A 21,428-nucleotide genomic window follows, 5' to 3' on the forward strand; every position below is an offset into this window, starting at 1 on the left:
AACAATTTCTTCTCGGTTTTTTTAAAAAAATTAGACAAAAATCAAAAAAAAAAAAAAAAAAAAAAAAAAAAAAAAAAAAAAAAAAAAAAAAAAAAAAAAAAAAAAAAAAAAAAAAAAAAAAAAGAAATGTTTTGTGATATCATAAGAAAAATTTAGATTTTTCCGCCCACGAATTAACTAAAAAGCTATTTTAATTAAATAATGTTTTAAAAACAAATTTACCATCAAAGTCAGGAGAATCAATGAATTCAGAAAAAGAAAATTTAAGCAATATCAATATTGAAAGTTGAAAACGCAAATTATTAGACATCTCAAACAAAAATAGAAGTATTAATTTTGTTATTGATAGTTACAAATCTAAAAATCCAAGTCAAGTAAAAATCATCTATCCCGAACTACCTAAACTTTTAACATTAATAGATGAAAGTTCAAAAAGTACCTTTCATATTGAAGATTATTATTTAGAAGATGAAGACGACTATAGTGCAAATCCCAATTCTCCGCATACACTAGAAGAAATATCAGAACGCATAAAATTAAAGGAAACTAGTTTATATCCAGAATTTTTTGGTGTCTTTTTAAATAACGCACTAAAAAACCTATCTAAGAAAGCTACTGATTTTAGAAACGAATATTCTATTGACATAATGTATTTAACAGTCGGTTTATTAAAATGATATGAAGATGTAAACTCTGATATTGCGCATTTTGCTCCTTTAATTTTATTTCCTGTAAATCTTAGTAAATCATCAGATGGTAGGGGATGAGATTTAGAGTTTAATGATGTATCTAACATTCAAAAAAATGAAGCCTTATTTTTAAAATTAAAAGAAGAATATCAAATAGAATTTGACTGAAATTTTGAATCTGATAATGATTTATATAACAAGTATCAAGAATTAACATTTAGAATAACTGAAAAAATGCATCTGGTTGATAAACGTTGAGCAATTATTGATTGATGCTATATTTCTAATTTTAACTTTAGTAAAATTCATATTTTTGAAGACTTAGACAAAAATGCTCAAAAAATAGTTGAAAGCGAATTCTTTGAGGGTCTAAAAGGTAATGGTGATTTAAGTAGATTTAATATCGATAAAATTAATAACGAAAACATCAACGAACACATTGATATACACCAACAATTCAAAGTTTTAGACTCAGATTCATCCCAAGAAGTAGCTATTCAGAATGCTATTTTAGGTAAATCATTTGTTTTGCAAGGTCCACCCGGAACCGGTAAATCACAAACTATTACTAACATCATTACCGAATTAATTGCACGTGGTAAGAAAGTTTTATTTGTCGCTGAAAAAAATACTGCATTACAAGTTGTTTATAACAATTTAAAAAAAATCGGACTTGAAAAATACGCTATTCCAATTCATGATGCAGCAGTTGATAAACGAGTAATCTTGCGCGAAATAGTTGATTCAATTGAAAGTAGTAAAAGTTATGAAATCGATAATGAAAAAGTTAATTTAGTAATTTATAAGCACCAACAGACAAGAGAAATATTAGAAAAATATGGTGATGTTTTACTTAAAAAACGTAATCCAAAAAATCAAAATTTATATCAATATATCAGCGATTTTTATGAACTCAGAAATTATCCTGATTTAGAATTTGAAAATATTAATTTGGCAGATATAGATAATCAAGGGTTAGATAATATTTTAGAATTAATCAATACTTTTTATAAAGCATATAAAGAACTAAATTTTGATAAAAAACAAAATCCTTGATATGGTTTAAATATAGATAGTAAAAACGCAGATTTATACCATAGTATAGAAAATTCACTGAATCATTTAATACTACATTTAGACAAAATCAAGCCTTTAGTTTCTAAAATTTTAGATGTTCCCACTGATAATTTTTTAAGTGATGTGATGTTAATCTGAAAATATATAAATTTATACCAACAAAATAATCTCCAAAATTTTAAAATTACTAGTATAGAACACCTTATAGAAATTAAAAATGATTTAAATAAAATTTTAGAATTAAATAAACAAAATAATGAACTTTTAGTATTACTAAATCAACATTTTAATGATTCTAACGAATTATCAAACATTGATTTAGCAAAATTTTCTTATAAACTTAAAAAAGTAGAAAATTCTTGAAAAAAATTCTTTTCAATCACTTGATGAAGATCTAAAAAATTACTTAAAGAGGAATCTTTTTATAATTTTCAAAATAACGAAACCCCTATTTCTCAAATATTTTTTAAAACTGTTATATATCAAGAGAATATAAAAGAAATTAATAGATTATGAAAAAAATTAGAACATCCAAAATTGAATGACTTGGTTGTTTTAACTCAATTAAAAGATATTTTTGAAGAAATAGATAACTTTTATAATCTAGCATCGAAAAACTTCATCAATATCACCACTAATATCAATGAATTCATAAAAATATATGATGAAATACAAAACTTTGTCAATCAAACACAAACTTTTTGATCCTTTTTTAATGTAGATGAATGTGATTTTAAAGTATTAAATGCTTCACAATTAAATAAAAAATTACTTGAACTCAAAAATAATTTTTATTTAATTGATGCATATATTGAATTAAATTATGCAATCAAGCAACTTACTGATGCAAAATTAACATCATTCGTTGAAGCAATCATAAACAGTGATATTAAAAAAGACTTTGATAAAATATTTTTACGCAAAAATTATGAAAAATTTATAAGAAACATAATTTGAAGCGAAATTCCTAATACTCAAGCAGCTTTTTTAAGTTCTAATTTAGACCTTTTTAGAGAAAAAGATATTGAAAGTTTAAAATTATCAAAAGAGCGTATCAAATGACAGTTAGATAGTAACATTCTACAAAAAATCAGTATAACTCATAATAGTCCTGCATTTAGATTGTTAAAAGCTGAAAGCATGAAAAAACGGGCTTTTTTACCTTTTAAAAAAGTCTTTGAAAAAAGTTATCATTTTATTTTAGATATCAAGCCTTGCTTACTTTTATCTCCATCTATTGTTTCAATTTTCTTTAAGGATATTGATTATCAGTTTGATACCGTAATCTTTGATGAAGCTTCACAAATTAAACCAGAAAGCGCAATATGTTCACTATTTCGTGCTAAACAAGCAATTGTTGTAGGAGACGAAGAACAAATGCCCGCAACCTCATATTTTGAAAAGGTTTTAGAATCCGATTATGTTGCTCCTGTAGATGAAGAAGATGATTTATCAACCGGTTATGATTCACTCCTGACATTTGTTGCCGCAAGATACCGTTCAATTAAATTAAAATGACATTATAGATCTCTGTTTGAAGAATTAATTTATACATCTAATCAAAACATCTATAAAGATTTGGTGACTTTCCCTAACTCTAGACCACCTAAAAAACTTGAAGGATTAAATTTTATATACGCAGCTAATCATGATATTCGTAAATCCGATTTTAATCTTTTAATGGATGAAGCAACTAATTTATTAAAAGAAATTATTAGCACTTATAACGACAAATATTCAGTAGGTTTTGTGGTATTTAACACTAATGTCTTAGATATAGCGGAACGCAGAATAGATAAATTTATCGACGAGAATCCTGAATACTCATTCTTTTTCAAACAAAATAAAAAAGAACCATTCTTTATCAAAAATATTGATGGAGTACAAGGAGATGAGCGCGATATTATTGTTTTTATAATCGAAGGAAAACGCAATAGTTCTGGTCGTTTTAGTGCGGATTTTGGTGCGATAAATCGCAGCGATTCAGGTTATAAACGTTTAAACGTTGCTATTACACGTTCTAAAAAAGGAATGTTTGTTATTTCAAATTTCAAGAGCTCTGAAGTGGACTGATTTAGAAGTAATAAACGAGGAATTGCAATTTTAGAACAATTTATTAAAAACGCAGAATACGGTATTGATAACTTAAGTGATAATAAAGGTTTTAACCAACAATATTTTGATTCACAATTTGAGGCAGAAGTTTATGATAGATTAACTAATGAAGGTTTAGATGTACGTACCCAAATAGGTGTATCTGGATACCGGATTGATCTAGGAATCTTGCACCAAAATAAACATCATTTTATTTTAGGAATTGAATGTGATGGTGCTTTATATCGCTCATCAAAATCTTCTAGAGATCGCGATCGTTTAAGACAGCAAGTTTTAGAAAATCGTGGTTGAAATATTCACCGGATTTGATCTACCGATTGATTTATGAATCCGCAAAGAGAAGTTGATAAAGTTTTAAATAAACTTAATTATTTAAAACAACAAAAATATAGTGCTCATACATCTACCTTGAAAACCCAAATGGATCTAAATTTTAATGATGAAAACACCTTTATTAAAGAAAGAAAAATAGAAGAAATCAAAATCGACGTGTTTAAAGGCTATAGTGGATTTCAAAAAATTGTTAAAAGATATTCATTCGTTTTTGTTAATTCTCTATCAAAAGAAGAAAAAAGAAAAATTCTTATAGAAATTTTCAAATTAACCGGGGCCTTACCGTTAAGTAAATATCATCAGTTATTAAAATTACTTTTCTATAAAAGTAGCGTTGATAGTTCTATTAAAAATTTTGCATATAGTACTATTAAATTTTGAGATGTCGCTTACTTAGATGATGATGAATTTGTTATTCCTAATTATCCTGAATTTAATTTTGAATTTCGCGAAAGTTTTGAGGAAGTTGATCGTAGAACAATTACAGATATTCATGATAAAGAAATTGAATATTTCATTTTGAAATTATTTGAATATAATAATATTTGTGATTACATAACCATATCTAAAGAATTACTACAGAGAACCAAAAATAAATCACAAACTTATTACACATCAGATAAAATTAAAAAAGTTATTAACAATCTTTTATATCAGGGAATTATAAAACAAACTGAACAAGACTATTATGAAATAGTTAAATAACAAATCAAAAATACAAAGAGTTTTATACGATTCTTTGTATTTTTGATATAAAAAGTTCCTAATCAAAGAAGAAATCCATCAAAGGTTGTGTGCTTAATATAAACTTAAATAAAAAGATAGCTTATCCAAATATGTACCAAAAAACATAACTACTAATATTAATCAACAAAATGCACGAGTTTAAGAATAATCAAAGGTTCTTTCTTGTTTTTATTAAACGTTATTTGTAGAAATGTCAGTTATTTGTCACCAAAAAAACCTTAGTTTTAATATAAATAGTGTATAAGCAATTTTACATTTCAATATATATAAATAGTGTATTAAAATATATATTTTAAAGTATAATTAGCATAATTATTCAAATTTTAAAGATTTTATTAAAGGAGTCATATTAATGATTAATGTAAATGAATTTAAACCTGGAATTACTTTTCAAGATGAAGGTGAAATTTTTGTAGTTTTAGAAGCACAACATTCAAAACAAGGTCGCGGTCAAGCTAACGTCAAAGCAAAAGTAAAAAATCTAAGAACTGGTTCTACTACTATTAAATCATATACAGGTGGTGACAAAGTTAAACCAGCACACATCGACAAAAGAAAAACCGATTATTTATATTCAGATAACGAAAATATTATTTTAATGGATAAAGAAACATATGAACAAATTGAAATTCCATTAAAAGTTGTAGAATGAGAAATGAATTTCTTAAAAGAAGGACAAGAAGTTCAAATCCGTAAGTTTGAAAATGAAGTTTTAGACATTGAATTACCATTAAACATTACATTAAGAGTCACATCTGCTCCTGATGCAGTTAAAGGAAATACAACAACCAATCCACAAAAAAAAGTAATTGTTGAAACAGGTTTTGAATTAGAAACTCCAATGTTTATCAAAGAAGGTGATTTAATTACTATTTCAACTGAATCTGGTAAATATGTAGGAAAAAGTAAAGAATAAAATGCAAAATTACGTGAATGTTTTATTTAATTCAGACCAAATTTATGTGGTTAAAGAGAATGCTTTTTTAGATATTATTAAAAATGTTTTTGCAAACCTTAAAGGTATAAAATTATCTTCAAAACCTTTTCTTGTTTTCGAAACAGACCACTCAAATTTAACAATATGCTTAGACATAAAAATCAAAACAACTTTAAAAAATAATTTATACAACATCTGAAAAAATTTGATTAAACAAATTCAAGTCGGAATTCAAAACCTTATCGGCGTAAAACCAAAAAACATTCAACTTATTTTTAGTGGATTTTATTAGTGAAACAAAATAAGAAAATTGATAACTCTACAGATTTAGCGATCTTACGAACTAAATTTGATTTATTAATATCACTAGAATTACAAAAAATTTATAAAATTAAAAAACCCAATAAATCAACTTTAGATTATAAAACAACCATAACTCAATTACAAAAACAATTAAAAAACTATAGTATTAAAAGTAAGGATTTAAAGATTAATTATCTTGCTTTTTGTAAAATAAGACGCAATTATTATTTAAAAAAATATAATAAATGAGTTATCTTAGTTGTATTAATTGTTTTTATTATAGTGCTCGCTATCGCAATTCCATTATCGATATAAAAGAGGTTAAAATGAAAAAAACACTCAAGAAGTTTCTACATACTTATCAAGAATTTAATAAAAAAGACTGAGCAACTTTCTTAATTGGTTTTTTTCTGATTATGGTTTACCTTTGCATTATAATGTGAGATTGAAGTGATAAAAGTTTTAGTACTTGACAGGTTTTTAATAAAATTTATAAAGATGACCCAGACTTCTTTGAAAAAATAAATCAAATGGCTAATTCAGTAAGTTCACACGATGAAAAAAGTGCAATTTATCGCGCAACATTACCAAATGCTGTTTTAATTTTATGAGGTGGAACTTCATATTGATTTACCTTTATCTGTAATGTTTTAATGGCTATTAGTATTTTATTATTTCCTTTTTTTAAAGAATCTAAAAAAGCACAAAAATTTTATTTTGCCGGAATTGTTTATATTATTATTGTTGTCTTAGTTTTTTGGTTTGGTTGATTGACCGATAAAACTATCGGTGGTAACTTTAGTAGAAACGACTTTTATCGCACTTTAGTTTGACATGCGATTGCACCTTTTTTTGGAATTATTACACTAATTTGGGAGCGCAAAAGAATTCGCATTAGTACTCAAGTAATATGAAGTTATTCAATTTTTCCTATTTGTTACTTAATTTTTCTTTTATTAATATATATTTTTGGTTATAAATTCAAAAATTTCACTTCCGCTGATTTTTTACCAAACTCAGAAAATCAAAACCATCCTAATGTAATACCGAATGAATTCAATACTGAATTAGATCGCGGAATTGCTATTTATTCAATTATAAGTTTTTGAAATCCATTAGGGTACACTGGTGATAACTTTTATTTAAAATCTGTTTTAATAATTATAATCGTGCTTTCTTCTTTTTTGACTGCACCAACAATTGGCTTTATTTTAAGAAAAGTTTTAAGAATCTTACAACCAGGACAAAAAAAACTTCCACCACTTCGTTTTTCGGCACAGAAAAAAACAAAAAAATCCTAATTATATAAAGGGGCAAAAATGCAATCTAAAGAAGAATATATTGCAAGCTATTTCAAAAAAACTCAAGTTATTTTAGAAAACGAAAAACCAAATAATATAATAACCTTACAATTTTTTCAGCGTAAAGACAATTCTATTCTGGCAGGAATGCAAGAAGTTTTGAATTTATTACAAGAAGTAACTGATACATCAAAATATCAAATTAAATATCTACCTGATGGTAGCAAAATCAATAATTTAGATATAGTTTTAGAACTAACAGGTCACTATCAAGATTTCGGAATTTGAGAAGGAATGATCGATGGGATCTTAGCACGCAATACTTCAATCGCGACCAATGCTTACCATTGTAAAATTGCTGCCAAAAACAAAGAAATTATTTTTATGGGTGATCGTGCAGACCATTATATAAATCAAAAAGTAGACGGAATCGCTGTACATATTGGTGGGATTAAAATGGTGTCAACTTTGGCACAAAAAACTACCGAGACAGTCAAAGATGATGAAAACATTTTTGGTAGTATGCCACATATTTTAATCCAGGCTTTCAAAGGTGATGTAGTGGCGGCAACAAAGGCATTTCATAAAAATTTTCCTAAGCACAAAATTATTGCATTAGTTGATTATAATAACGACGTAATTGGTGATTCAATTAAAATTTGAAACGAATTAGGAAATAAGGTTTGGGGAGTTCGAATTGATACATCAAAAAATATGGTTGATAAAATGTTTGAAAATCAAACCCCTAAATATGGGGTAAATCCAGATCAAGTGATAAATTTAAGAAAAGCATTAGATATTGTTGGTGCCAAAAATTACAAAATTGTTGTTTCATCAGGTTTTGATGCTCAAAAAATTAAAGAATTTGAAGAACTTAATGTTCCTGTAGATTACTACGGAGTGGGCCAAAGCATTTTTAAATTGAATAATTCCTTTTCTGCAGATGCAACACTTTTAAACGGTCAAAAAGAGGCTAAACAAGGTCGCGGATATCGTTATAATCCAAATTTAATTTTATATAATAACAAAGATTCTCACTAAACATAGCGATTTTTGATAAAATTCAAGTTCTAAAGTTTTAAGCTTAATCGTGAAATATTAGAAAATTATATAAATATTTTTCACATTTTACTCCTTAACTTTTATATTAATATTTCACAATATTTATATAAATAATTAACTAAAAACAAACTAAATAAGAACAAAATAAAAAAACATAATATTACATTTAATTATATTTTTAGTTGTATATTCTTAAAAATAATGTAATATATAAATGATGCCTTAGTGGTGGAATGGCAGACACTGCGGACTCAAAATCCGCCGGAGAAATCCATGCAGGTTCAAGTCCTGTCTAAGGCACCAACATATTAATTTCAGCCTTATGCTGATTTTTTTATATAGTAGTTACTTAATTAATTGGGAGGTTAATATGGATCAAAAATATCAAAATTTAGCATCAAGGCTAAAGCAATATATGTCAATTAACGCTATTTCTCGTTTCGAAGAAGCAATAGTCGATAAATTAAAAGCTAACATCAAATCTGGTTTTCAAATTATACGCGATAAACTAGGTTCAATTATTTTTTATAAAAAATCACACCTTGCAAATGCACCTAAAGTAATGCTGGCAGCACACATGGATGAGGTAGGTTATATGGTGCGTAGTATTAAGGATAATGGAAATTTAATGCTTACACCAATTGGTGGAGTATGAGCTAGTGTTGTAATAGGGACAAAAGCATCTGTTGTAGCATCAGCTACTAATAAAATATATACAGGAGTTTTTGGACATACCAGTATTCACATCCAAACACCTGAACAAATCAAAAATGCAATGAAAAATGATGATTTATTTGTAGATTTAGGTTTTAAAAACAAACAAGAAGTCGAACAAGCACAAATCAACATCGGTGACAAAGTGTTTATGAGCGGAGAATATATTGAATTAGCTAACAATTTAATCGGTGGTAAAGCAATGGATAACCGCGCTGGAGTTACAGTATTAGAATTTATCGCTAATAATATTGCAGATTTAAAACTTAACTGCGATGTTTATTTAGTTGGTACTGTACAAGAAGAAGTTGGTACGCGAGGAGCAAGAACTGCTGCAAGCATTATCAATCCTGATGTCGCATTTGCAATTGATACCGGTGCAGCACACGACACAACTGGTGCCAAAGAAGGAACGCCAGTATGTGGAAACGGAGTAAGTTTATTAGTCAAAGATGGCGGAACTTTGCCAGATCCAAAACTAATTAAATATCTAACCGACATTGCAAAAGAGAAAGATATTCCTACATACAAATATGTTGCTGGTGGCGGCGGAACCGATGCGGCCGAATTACAATTTGCACCAGGTGGTGCATCAGTTATGACTATATCAATACCACAAAGGTACTTACATAGCCCAATCGGTGTAGCATCATTGGTAGACATTCAAGCAACCATTGACTTAATGACTGAATTTATTAAAAGTTACTCGCCAGAAAATCACGATAAAAGATTAGCGTATAAATAATTTTATCTAACCTAATTGGTTAGATTTTTTTATTTTGTTTGGATAATGACAAAAAGTACCGAGAGTTTGAAAGCGGTGAACTGCAAAGGATTTTATTGTTCCCTACTTTAATAAAAATGTTGAAAATCTTAAATTAGAAAGTTATTCAGTTTCTAATTTGCAAGGATTTGTAAATCAAAAATCCTTTTTTTCCAATGGTGGAAAAGCTATTAATGCAGACAAAAGAAATTCGCAAATAATCGATCAATATTCATTTGGTTTTAATCCATCTAGAATCAATGTTGGTTCCATTGGATACTATGAGAGAGTTGAAAAAGGTTTAATCGGACCATCGTATTTTGTATTTAAAACAAAAGATTTTGTTAATAATCATTTCTTATATACTTGATTTAAATCTAAGAAATTTAACAAAATCGTTGAATTAAATAAACAAGGAAGTGTAAGAGAAAATTTTAACATAGATGATTTACTACAAATTACATTTCTGATGCCGAGTAAGTTAGAACAAAATATAATTGCCGAAATATTTAACACTATAAATGCCTACCTATCACTTCTTCAACGTAAGTTAGATAAGTTAAAAAACATTAAAGAAACTCTTTTAGAGAAGATGTTTGTGAGTCAAAATCAAGAAATTCCAAGCATTCGTTTCAAAGAATTCACTGACGTTTGAAAGCGGTGAAGCGTGGGTGATTTGTTTGATTCTGTAGGTGGTTCATCTTTAGAAAAAGAATTTAATAAATATGGAAAATATTATGTAATAAATATTGGTAATTATTCAGAAGAATTTGTTTATAGAGATCAAGGCATTAGAATTGATTTAAATAAAAAAACAAAAGAATTTCTCTTGAATAAAGGTGATCTTGCTATGATTATGAATGACAAAACTTCTGAAGGAAAAATTATTGGTTCTTGCTTGTATATAGGAGAAAATAATAAATTTATATACAACCAAAGAACACAAAGATTGATACCAAAAACAGAAATAATTGATAATGAATTTTCATATATATTATTAAATAATTTTGTAAATAGAAAAAAAGTAATAAACGAATCACAAGGAAATACTCAAATTTATATAAACTGATCAAATGTTATAAATATTATTCATAATATCCCCCTCAATAAAACAGAACAAAAATTAATTTTTAATTTTTTTAACAATATAAACTCCTATTTATCACTTCTTCAACGTAAGTTAGATAAGTTAAAAAACATTAAAGAAACTCTTTTAGAGAAAATGTTTGTGTAAATTTTAATAAAAAATGTGTCTAATTAAGTAATTTCAAACATTTATTTACTTAACTAGAGACTTTTTTATTTTAATTAATAATTAATTATTATGACAATAATTAATGAATAATGCAATTTTACAATGATTATTACAAAAACTTTGTTGCGTTGAAGAAGTGATAGGTAGGAGTTTATAAATTTAAATGTATTTGAAATAAAAATTTGTTCATCAAAAGTTTTTGGTAAATGTATTTTAAAACCATTTAAGTGGGTAATTAAAATAGATGGTATTGTTGTTGTGTTTGATTTCTTTATTAATTCATTTTGTTTGTACTTTAAAGATAAATAAATTAAATAATTATTAATATTTTTATCAATAGAATCCAATGAATATACCGAATTTCCGGCTCAAAAATCACAATCTACATAATTTATTCAACCCGCGGCTCCTCTGGCAGCAATAATTATTTTATCTTTATATTGATTATAATTTTTATAAAAACCCGTATTTTCTATACCACCATTATAAACAGGAAATTTATAGTTATCACGCTGTAAATTTTTATTAACAAATTCTCCTGTAAAAATATTTGTAATTTCCCCCAAGCTTCACCGCTTTCAAACAAAAGTCATTTCTGAATAAAATACAATAATTTTGTTGTCAAAAAAACATATTTTGAACACAAAGACAGTTAAAATTGCAAAATTGTACTTTCGTTGAAGAAGTGATAGGTAGGTATTTAAAGAAGTAAATAAAGAAGTTATTTTTCCTTGTTCAGTTATTTTGGGGATTCACATTTCAATATTATTAAAATTATTTAGACTTATAAAAAATCTTTGTACTCCTTGTGCTTCAATTTGAAAAATTTGTCGATATTTCGAAGTTTGAACTATATTATCAATATAACTATCAACAAATATATTACAATTTGGTCTAAACCTTACTAAATGATACGAAAATACTGCTTTTTCTATCGTTTTTAATGCAGTTTTAGCATAACCAATATCCATAATAGTTTCTGATGAGGGAGTAAAAAATACATCGGATTTTCTTATATCAAATTCATATGTTTGTTTTAAACTAGCACTATTAAATACTAAATTTTTTTCTATTATTTCTTCACCCTTATATACATTTAAATAATTTAATAAATACACTTTATTTTCATTTGGTCTAATAACTTTATCTACTGAACTACTTTTAAAATTTCCTAAATCCCCCAAGCTTCACCGCTTTCAAGCGTCAGTGAATTCTTTGAATCTAATTGCGGGAACATCTTCTTTTTTAGAACTCATTATTACCCTTTAAAATCTTAATAAATTCATTTATTCCTTTTAAATCTGCTTCATCACCTTTTAAATCAGAAAGCATTTCAATAAGTTTAGTTTCTTGTTCTTTAATTTGATTATCAATATCACTTAAGGTTTCATTATATTTTTCGGATAAAGTTTGTAATTTATTTATAAAATCCTCAATGATGTTATTTGCATGATTATCGATATTTTCAAATAATTTTTTTAATCATTTAGATTGTAAATTGTTAATAATTTCTGATTCAGTTATTTCTAAAACAGATTGATAAGATTTGGTTTCTAATTCTATTGAAAATTCTTTAAGTTTGCGTTCTAATTTTTCTAATGAAGTATATTTTTCACCTGCTTCAATTAATTTTTTATCTAATTCTTCTAACTCTTCAGAAGAATTATTTGAGAGATTTTTAACATATTTTAATAATTCTGATTTTTTAAATCCTTTTGAAGAGAATAGTTTATCATCACGTTCCTCTTCGGTTATTGATTCATAAATGCTATCAATTTCACTTTTAAGTGTATTTATGTCTTCTTGTAGAATTTGGATATTTTTGAACTCATCATTGTATTTACAAGATAAATAATATTCTTTATCCAATATTTCACTACTCCATTTTTCTACTTTATTATCTTTAGTTAATTGCATATTCAACGTATCTTTAACAATTAAACTTAAGTCTTTGTTTTTTAATAAATTAGCTATAATTACAATATCTTCATTCATTAATTCTAGTGAATCAACGCTAATTTGATATAAGTCATATTGATCTAGCAATTCAATATCTTTTACTTCGTTAAAGACAAAATCTGTTATTTTGTTTTCAATAATACTTTGTGAAAGATTTAAAAGTTTTTTTGGAGAATCTGTTATTTGTTGAACGAAATCACTGTATTGTTGCTTTAGTTCATTAAATTTTAATAAAAATGCTTGTACTTTCAAATCAATATTTACGTCATCAGAGATATTTTCGGGATTTTTAAATGAGCTATAGTCATTATTAATTGTTTTAAATAATGTATTTTTAAGGTCTTTAAAAACATTAAAATATTTATCAAGTAAATTAATTTCTATATTTGGCACTCCGCCATGCATTGTGGCATATAAATCATAAGCTGTTGTTTTTTTAAAGTTATCTATGTATCTAGAAATATTTAAATTAAAGTCATTATTTTCAATTTCTTCGAAACTTACAATTTTTGAAAATCCTTCAATTTCTTTATATTGATTTACAGTATCGGCAATACGCTTAATATGTGCTTCTTTAAGTTGATTCTTTTTATTTCCTTTCACAAATAAATTTGATGCATCAATAAATTGCACACTACGATCATTTTTATTATCCGATGTTTTCTTTAGGACCATTATAATAGTAGCGATTGAAGTATTAAAGAAAATATCTTTTGGTAATCCAATAATTGCAGAAATATTACCATTTTGTAGTAATTTCTTACGAATTTCTTTCTCTTGTCCTCCTCTAAAAAGCACTCCGTGTGGTAAAACTATCGTAATAATCCCTTCATTATCTAAGTGATATAAACTATGCAATAAGAATGCATAATCGGCTTTTGCTTTAGGTGGTAATCCAAAACCAACATATCTTGGATCGTTTGCTTTTTCTTTATTTTCTCATTTCTGTGAATAAGGCGGATTGGCTACCACTGCATCTACTATTTGTTGTTTATTTCTATTAGCACGATCAAAAGGTCAATCCATTTCTAATGTATCAGCATTATTAACATAAATATTATCAATGATAATATCTTTCATTACTAAGTTCATACGGGTTAAATTAAAGGTTGCTTTATTTAATTCTTGTGCATAATATATAATTTTTTTACGATCCTTAATATATTTTTCCACTTCATCACCGATTGTTAAAAGTAATGAACCAGAACCCGAAGTTGGATCATAAACCGAAATTCTGTCGCGGTCTTTAAAATGATAACCTACAATTTGTGCCATTAATCTTGAAACTTCATGAGGTGTATAAAATTCGCCAGCTTTTTTACCCGCAGTTGAAGCAAACATACTAATTAAATATTCATAAATATATCCTAAAACATCGTAGTTTTGTGAATCGGTTGGAATTTCATTAACTGTTTTATATGCTAATTCTTGTAATTGCTTGGTTTGGACATTCGAACTACTTCCTAACTTACTCATTTCGTTAGTAAATGTATAGAAAATATCCTCAAATAATTTTTTAGATGCTTCATTTGAGCTTTCAGATATGGATTTATTAAAATCATTAATTGCATTTCTTAAATTATCAGCATTTAATTCATATTTAGATCTGTATTTTTCATTAGTCATAGTTGAATAAAGATATCTAAATTGAATGAAATAACCCAGTTTATTTTGAGAACTTTCTTTAATTTCTTCGTATTTTGCTTTATCAATACCATTAATATTAAAATTATCATTTTTGAACTTCTCATCTGAAAAATATTCTATTTCTTCCTGTGTATAATCACCAAGATTATTTAAATAATCTAATTGTTTTTGAGATAGAAATTTATAAAAAATAAGTGATAAGATAAAATTCTTATATTCTGATGGATCTAATTTTCCTCTTAAGTCGTCTGCAGATTCTCAGATTTTGTTAGCTAATTGTTGCTTACTAATTTTCTCTTTTTTAGAAATTTCTATTGATTTTTTAGTCATTATTCTCCTTAAAATATAATTTATATTAGTTAAATTATATTTAACATTTGAAATATACGAAAAATTTGTTTTAAATTTCATTTACAGCATTAAAATTAATAAGTAAATTTTTAGTATTAAAATCTTTTATCACTTTGTCATAGTAATAAAAGATTTTAATAAATGGTTTTCTCAGAAACACAAGTCTTTAAGTTATATTTTTGCTAAGATTTGTAAAACTTGATCTGTTTCCTCTCAAATGTTATTGTCTTTTAGTCAAACTTCGGTTGGATAATTGTTAAAATCATTTGTTAATTGATAAAAATCTTCATCACTTAATTTTCCTTTATTATTTAGCGATTTAGAACTTAGATCATCATTTCAAATTTTATCAAAACTAAAAACTACATTGTTTTGAATTCATTCTTTGATTTCTTGTTTTGTAGCGTCTTGTCTTTGTTTTATAGATAAATTAGAATATTTGCTTACTATATCATCGCTGCAATATTTAATATATTTGACATTCAAATCAACAGAATTATTTCCATTAAGATTTTTATAATCTGTAATGATGTCTTGATATTCTCTATTTTGTAACTTATATACAAAACAATAAACTTGAGCATCGCTTTGTAATTTTGATTTTTTTGATCTAAATTCAAAACCACAAATTCTTAATAAAGTAATTAAAAAGAAATAAGCAAATCTTTTATTTCCGTTAACTAATATATGACATTTTAAAAGGGCTATAAATAGCTTTGAAAAGAAATCAAAAATATCTGTAATTCCATATTGACAATGTCTTAATAAATATATACCGTGAGTATCTGCTGGATTGATATATTTAAAGTCATCTACTTCTTTAGTTCAATTTTTTCTTACGGTAAGCAGTGTCATATTACTAACTATATTAAGAAATTCAGCAAGTAAATAAAAATCTTCATCTGTATTTAAATCTAAGACATAATAAGATATCCGACATTCTTCGTTTGATTGGTTTTGACTAAAAAAATATTTGTTATTTTGTTTATATATCCCTTCTTTTTTATAAGTATCAATAAAATTATTGATCTTTTCTAGTTCAATTTTAGTAAGAATTAAGTTTATTTTTTTCATAGTTAAATTATAAGTTTAGCAATGAAAAGTTTGATATATTTTATAAATTTTGTTGTTTATGTTTTACAAAACATTAATTTTAGTTTCACAAGTTTCTATTAAATAAAGTTTTGAATAAAATAATTGTTAAAAAGTTTTATGTAGCAAATATTTCATAATTAACATTTTTTAATATAGATATTTTATTCTTTTTAATTTATAAATATCAACCCATTTTAAATTACTTAGTTTGAAATAAAAACCACAAATTCTAGTTAAATTGACCAAGAAGAAATATGCAAATCTTTTATTTCCATTTATAAGTTTATGACATTATAAGAGTAATATAAATAATTTAGAAAATAAATAAAATATACTATTAATTCAATATTAACATTATCTTAATAAACAATCAATGTGTGTATCAACCTTACTGATATATCTAAAATCCTCTGCCGCGCATTCACTGATAAAGATTTTGAAATTTTATCGGTGCTTAAATGATAAAACATCACTTCAATAGCATTTGCAATAACTGTTTTTAAGATTTCAAAATCTTTATCAGTATGAAAATTTAATCTTTTGCAAATGAGAGTAAATTTATCAACCATTGATTTATTAAATAGTTTATAGAAATATCTATCACATAATTTAATATCAAAAGACTCATGTATTTATCAATAAACTTAGAAGGTTTTTTGATCCATTTTCTCTAATAATAAATTTTAATATTTTCATAAAATTATAAGTTTTTTTGAAAATCAAATTATAAAAACATTATTTTTTATATTGGTATTTTTTAGTTTATTTAATTTAAAACTATAAATTTATTTTGAAAGTTTTATAATTTGTAAGATTATTTTATAAGGAGTAATATGCAAAATAAAAATTCTGAAAGTTACTTAGAATCAGAAATAATTAATATTCTAAAGGAAATTGGATGAAAAACAGTTTCTAAAGATAATAACGAAGTTGAAAACGTGCTTAAAAATTGCACCGAAAAGAAGTTAATTGAAAACTTTAGAAAAATTATTTTTCTCAGAAATAAAGCACAATTAAATAATGTTGAATTAAATGATAATGAGATGAATGAAATTATCTCTAAAATTAACGACAAAAACTCTAGAATCTGTAAATTTGGTATTTTATTAAATCAAAAAATCACCATTACACGAAACAATCTTAATGATACAGCAGGATATAATAAAGAAGTCTCTTTAGATATCTTTCCAAGAAATGTTAGTGGTGGTGCAGGACATAACTATTATCAAATAGCACAACAATTATGGCTCAAAGATAAATATGAAAATGTAAAGGCCCATCGCGCCGATATTGTTTTATTAATTAATGGGTTACCTTTAATTCAAATTGAACTTAAAAAAGAAAACCAAAGTTCTTATACTAGTGCAATCAATCAATTTAAAAACTACCATTTAAAAGGTGTGTATGACAACGGCTTGGCCTCAATGATAACCCTACTTATTGCAATGGATGATACACAAATGAGATATTTTAGCAATGTTGACAAAAATACAGAATTTGATAATTCTAACATTTATTTATCTTGAAGAGATGAAAATAATACAGAAATAATGGGTTATAAAAACATTGTAAGATCATTCTTAAGCATTCCAGCTGCACACGAAATGTTGGCTGATTTCATTGTACCAAAAGCAGATGAAAATAAAGTTTTATTATTACGTAGTTACCAACAACACGCAGTGAAAAAAATTATTGACAAACTCAAAGAAATCAAAGATACTTGATTACATTCCACAGAAAAACCACTGAAATTAGGTTATGTCTGACACACAACCGGTTCTGGTAAGACATTAACTAGTTTTAAATTAGCATCATTAGTAATGGAAAAAAATTTAGCACATCGTGTAGTGTTTTTAGTGGATCGCATCGAATTAGGTCAACAAACAAATTATGAATATAACAAATTTATCGAAGAGGGCGAAGTCACAATATTTCAAGCCCGAAATACCGATGATTTATATGAATTAATCACTAAAAATGATATTAGTAAAAAGGTTATTATCGCTTCAATTCAAAAAGGTTCACGCATTAATTTTAAAAAATTTACACAAAATAAATTAAACAAACTAATTGATAAAAAAATTCTTTTTATTTTTGACGAAGCACACCGCTCTACTTTTGGTGAAATGTTAAACACTTTAAAAGATAATTTCCCATCTTGTGCATTACTCGGCTTTACCGGAACCCCGATTTTTAAGCAAAATGCTAAAAATAAAGAATTAACTACTATAGACGTTTTTGGACCCGAAATACACAAATACACCATTTTAAATGGAATGGAAGATGAAAAAGTTTTAAAATTCAACATTGAAACAATTTATTTAAAAGACCTTGCTAAATTTTGGGTATGTCAAAGAATTAATAACAAGAATAATTTAGGAATTGAACTTAACCATAACACTTCTGATAATGAATTAAACCAAATAAGTTCTGATTTAAGAGATAAATACCCCGAATTTGAAAAGTTATGAAACTTATTAGATAAATGAAAACAAAACTACACTAATGCCGAAGAAAATAAAGAAGTAGAAAAATTTGAAAATGAATTTTTTAATGGCATTTTCGATAAAAAATTAGGCTCTGATGAAAATTATTTACAAACAATGTATAAACAAAGTATTGTTGATGATATTTTAAAAAATTGAAATGATCGTTCTTCAGATTTTAAATTTGGTGCTATTTTTGCAGTTAATAGTATCCAAGATGCAATTAAATATCACAAAATTCTCAAAGACAAAATCAAAAAAACTCCTTTAAATAAATCTTTTACAGTAACAGCCTTATTTGATCCAGGTATTGATTCTAGTGATGTTAACTACCAACCAAAACACGAAGAAATTAAAGAAATAATTGATGCTTATAACCGTAATTTTGCTACCACTTTTGATTATAGTAAACCAGACAAACAAGTACATGCTAATTTCAAAAAAGACCTTTCTGCAAGATTGGCACATAAAGAACCATATTATGAAGTTAATAAAAAAGTAGGAAATCAATTAGATTTATTGATCGTTGTAGACCAAATGCTAACTGGTTTTGATTCAAAATATATAAATGCAATCTACTTTGATAAATTATTAGAAAACGAGCATATTATTCAAGCAATTTCGAGAACTAACAGAATTTTAGATAAAAATACCAAACAATTTGGTAGCGCTTATTTTTATCGTAAACCATTTCAAATGCAACAACGCATTAAGGATGCTTTCAAACTTTATACCACCCAAGATTTCGAAAAATGCACCATTGCAAATAAAGATGTTTATATTCGTGAAATCAATGAATCATTTGATAAGATTAAAAAATTATTTTCAAACTGAAATATCAACAATTTCAGTAGATTGCCAAAATTAGATGCTAATGTTGATAACTATGATACTCTAAAAAAAGAGTTGATGTCATTTGCCAATGAATTTATTAAAATCAAACGCAATGTCGCTTCATTAAAGATTTTAGGAATTCTTTTAGATAACGAAAGAAAAGACCTTAATATTAGCAGACATATTTTTAACACCTTAAGCCAACGTTTTTTAGAAATCCCAAAAGATGAGATTAAAAGCGACACTCAAAATCAAATTAATTATGATTTAGATTATTCAATTGAACTGAATAAAACTTTAGCAAAAACCAACACTTCTAAACTAGAAGTAGATGCAAAATACTTAAATAATTTAATTAAACAATTAAACTCAGAAAAAAACGAAGAAAACTTAAATCAAATCCGTGAAAAATTTTGTGAAAAAATTACTATATTTCCCGAAAAATTACAGCAAATAATTATAGAAGTTTTAAAATCAAATCAAATCAGCAACTATGATGAATTAATAAACTTAGCTGAAAAAAGAGCAAATGAAGAAGAGGAAAGATTACACAATCAAGAATATATAAATTTAGGAGCTAATCCAGAAATTGCGCGTAAGATCGAAGAAAATAATTCGAATCGTTTGAATGAAGGCGGAATTTTTGATGAACTTCGTAGTACAATTAATTATCAAAGAGGAAAAGAGTATTTAAATAAGAAAAAAGAATTCGAGGGCACCCGTGTAGATAACATAACCCTAGAAACCCAAATCCGAAATACAATAATTAAAAATAGAGAGCAAAAATAAGGACTGAAATGTCCTTATTTTTGCATGAGTTTTACCTTTTTATGTCAAACTAGATACTGAACGCATTACTAAATCAATATCTTTGTTTTCTAATTCATTAATAATATGTAAATATACTTTTTCAGTAGTATTCATACTAGCATGTCCTAATCTACGTGCTACTGATGCAATTGAGACACCAGCATATAATAGAATTGATGCGTGTGTATGTCTTAAACCATGCACAGTAATTACTGGAATATCAGCTTTTTTGCATCTGCGTTGCAAAATATCATTAATTGTAGAATTAAATAGGTTTCCTTTGATCAAAAAGATCGGTTGATCATCAGGTAAATCTTTAATTAAACCAGCAAATTGCGATGTAGTCATTCAATCAAGTTGGATTTTACGTACTGAACTTTTGTTTTTAGTCGGTTGAAACCCACTATTAGTCTTATAATCTCAAGTTTTATTTACACTCAGAGACTGTTTGTTAAAATCAAAATCACTTGGTGTTAGAGCAATTGCTTCCGAAAAGCGCAATCCAGTTTTAGCAATTAGTAAAATTAATCAATCATAATTAATTTTATTTTTCAACTTAAGTTGCTTGATTAAAAGTTGTAGTTCAAACTTACTTAAATATTTTGGTTTCTTTTTTTTCGGGTGTTTTCCTTTAACTACCACATTGCGAGTGGGGTCTTTTTCAATTAAACCATCATCAAAAGCATCTAATAAACATGCTTTGAGATGATGGTGAAAATCCATTGTTGTTGGTCTTTCATGGTATAAAGCATATTCGTTTAAAATTTCTTGATATTTTAAACGATTCAGTTCACTTAATTTAAGATTCGGAACAATTTTAATTAATCAATCTAAAGCAGATGAGTATTTATTAAAACTAATATCACGAATGGAACCTTTTTTGTAAATATAAATTCAACTTTGAAAATATTTATAAAATAAAATGTCTTGTTTTTTATTCATTTGTCCTT

At 26.1% G+C, this 21,428-nt stretch carries 14 protein-coding genes and 1 tRNA gene; 10 read left to right on the plus strand and 5 right to left on the minus strand.

The genetic code is table 4. The features are described 5' to 3' along the window. Positions 1 to 242 precede the first annotated feature (242 nt). The 9 genes from BCF59_RS00400 to BCF59_RS00440 all read left to right on the plus strand — a co-directional run bounded on the left by BCF59_RS00400 (position 243) and on the right by BCF59_RS00440 (position 11,275). Positions 243 to 4,919: a DUF4011 domain-containing protein gene (locus BCF59_RS00400; RefSeq protein ID WP_134110085.1), complete on the plus strand. Its 4,677-nt coding sequence runs from the start codon at positions 243 to 245 to the stop codon at positions 4,917 to 4,919. A gap of 394 nt (positions 4,920 to 5,313) precedes the next feature. Then, complete coding sequence (efp, locus tag BCF59_RS00405) at positions 5,314 to 5,877, plus strand: elongation factor P (RefSeq protein ID WP_134110088.1); 564 nt, start codon at positions 5,314 to 5,316, stop codon at positions 5,875 to 5,877. A gap of 1 nt (position 5,878) precedes the next feature. Next, on the plus strand, positions 5,879 to 6,190 hold the full coding sequence (locus BCF59_RS00410; protein WP_134110091.1) for an MMB_0454 family protein: 312 nt from the start codon (positions 5,879 to 5,881) through the stop codon (positions 6,188 to 6,190). Further along, complete coding sequence (locus BCF59_RS00415; protein WP_134110094.1) at positions 6,190 to 6,516, plus strand: hypothetical protein; 327 nt, start codon at positions 6,190 to 6,192, stop codon at positions 6,514 to 6,516. The genes BCF59_RS00410 and BCF59_RS00415 overlap by 1 nt, the downstream gene beginning before the upstream one ends. 11 nt (positions 6,517 to 6,527) lie before the next feature. After that, positions 6,528 to 7,502: an MAGa3780 family membrane protein gene (locus BCF59_RS00420; protein WP_134110097.1), complete on the plus strand. Its 975-nt coding sequence runs from the start codon at positions 6,528 to 6,530 to the stop codon at positions 7,500 to 7,502. Between the two features lie 18 nt (positions 7,503 to 7,520). Beyond that, positions 7,521 to 8,543: a nicotinate phosphoribosyltransferase gene (locus tag BCF59_RS00425; protein WP_134110100.1), complete on the plus strand. Its 1,023-nt coding sequence runs from the start codon at positions 7,521 to 7,523 to the stop codon at positions 8,541 to 8,543. A 240-nt stretch (positions 8,544 to 8,783) separates the two neighbouring features. Beyond that, positions 8,784 to 8,867, plus strand: a tRNA-Leu gene (locus BCF59_RS00430). A 67-nt stretch (positions 8,868 to 8,934) separates the two neighbouring features. After that, positions 8,935 to 10,023 carry a M42 family metallopeptidase gene (locus BCF59_RS00435; protein WP_134110103.1) on the plus strand — a complete coding sequence of 363 codons (1,089 nt, stop codon included), beginning with the start codon at positions 8,935 to 8,937 and terminating at the stop codon, positions 10,021 to 10,023. A gap of 157 nt (positions 10,024 to 10,180) precedes the next feature. Next, on the plus strand, positions 10,181 to 11,275 hold the full coding sequence (locus BCF59_RS00440; protein ID WP_134110106.1) for a restriction endonuclease subunit S: 1,095 nt from the start codon (positions 10,181 to 10,183) through the stop codon (positions 11,273 to 11,275). A gap of 74 nt (positions 11,276 to 11,349) precedes the next feature. On the opposite strand, the gene BCF59_RS00445 is transcribed toward BCF59_RS00440, so the two are convergent. The 4 genes from BCF59_RS00445 to BCF59_RS00460 form a co-directional block, all read right to left on the minus strand. Further along, on the minus strand, positions 11,350 to 12,552 hold the full coding sequence (locus BCF59_RS00445; protein WP_134110109.1) for a restriction endonuclease subunit S: 1,203 nt from the start codon (positions 12,550 to 12,552) through the stop codon (positions 11,350 to 11,352). Then, positions 12,542 to 15,232 (minus strand): type I restriction-modification system subunit M, encoded by a 2,691-nt coding sequence (locus BCF59_RS00450; protein ID WP_166666778.1) that lies wholly within the window; start codon positions 15,230 to 15,232, stop codon positions 12,542 to 12,544. Before BCF59_RS00450 ends, BCF59_RS00445 begins: the two co-directional genes overlap by 11 nt. A 192-nt stretch (positions 15,233 to 15,424) precedes the next feature. Next, complete coding sequence (locus BCF59_RS00455; protein ID WP_134110114.1) at positions 15,425 to 16,327, minus strand: type II toxin-antitoxin system death-on-curing family toxin; 903 nt, start codon at positions 16,325 to 16,327, stop codon at positions 15,425 to 15,427. Positions 16,328 to 16,707: 380 nt separating this feature from the next. Then, complete coding sequence (locus BCF59_RS00460; RefSeq protein ID WP_134110117.1) at positions 16,708 to 16,917, minus strand: hypothetical protein; 210 nt, start codon at positions 16,915 to 16,917, stop codon at positions 16,708 to 16,710. 264 nt (positions 16,918 to 17,181) lie between these two features. On the opposite strand from BCF59_RS00460, the gene BCF59_RS00465 reads away from it, so the two are divergent. After that, entirely contained in the window at positions 17,182 to 20,457 is a 3,276-nt protein-coding gene (locus BCF59_RS00465) for a type I restriction enzyme subunit R domain-containing protein (RefSeq protein WP_134110120.1), read from the plus strand. Between the two features lie 39 nt (positions 20,458 to 20,496). On the opposite strand, the gene BCF59_RS00470 is transcribed toward BCF59_RS00465, so the two are convergent. Next, positions 20,497 to 21,420, minus strand: coding sequence for a site-specific integrase (locus BCF59_RS00470; RefSeq protein ID WP_134110123.1), 924 nt, complete (start codon positions 21,418 to 21,420; stop codon positions 20,497 to 20,499). Positions 21,421 to 21,428 lie beyond the last annotated feature (8 nt).

This window comes from Mycoplasmopsis mustelae (genome assembly GCF_004365095.1).
GTDB lineage: Bacteria > Bacillota_I > Bacilli_A > Mycoplasmatales > Metamycoplasmataceae > Mycoplasmopsis > Mycoplasmopsis mustelae.